Origin of the sequence: Methylobacterium variabile (assembly GCF_001043975.1) — a bacterium.
Classification (GTDB): Bacteria; Pseudomonadota; Alphaproteobacteria; order Rhizobiales; family Beijerinckiaceae; genus Methylobacterium; species Methylobacterium variabile.
Genome location: NZ_LABY01000450.1, coordinates 1 through 538, shown reverse-complemented (window position 1 = coordinate 538; position 538 = coordinate 1). Strand labels below are relative to the sequence as shown.

The 538-nt window shown below is 74.7% G+C and carries 1 protein-coding gene; it reads right to left on the bottom strand.

What is annotated here, in order from left to right; translation table 11 throughout:
- The coding region (locus VQ02_RS33805; protein ID WP_048448660.1) for a DEAD/DEAH box helicase at nucleotides 1–538 on the bottom strand (538 nt) is incomplete at both ends.

Sequence of the window (538 nt, the reverse complement as noted above, 5' to 3'; positions counted from 1 at the left end):
GGCGGCGAGCCCGGGCGCCAGCCGGTGCAGCCGGGCGAGGCCGAGGCTCAGGAGATCGCCCCGCTTCGAGGTGACGAGGGCATGCAGCTCGTCGAGCACCACCCGCTTGAGGCCGGAGAACAGCTCGGCCGCCTCGCGGTGGGCGACCAGGAGGGCGAGCTGCTCCGGCGTGGTCAGCAGGATCTGGGGCGGGCGGGAGACCTGGCGGGTCCGCTTGTGCGACGGGGTGTCGCCGGTGCGGGTCTCGACCCTGATCTTCGCCTCGAGCCCGATTCCGGAGACCGGGGCCTCGAGATTGCGGGCGATGTCGACCGCGAGCGCCTTCAGGGGCGAGATGTAGAGGGTGTGCAGGCCCCCTTTTCCGTCACCCTCCGCCAGCTCGACCAGGGTGGGGAGGAAGCCGGCGAGCGTCTTGCCGGCCCCGGTCGGCGCCACCAGCAGGGCCGAGCGGCCGGCTTGCGCCGCCGCGAGGAGAGCGAGCTGGTGCGGCCGCGGCGCCCAGCCGCGGGCGGCGAACCAATCGGCGAAGGCGGCGGGG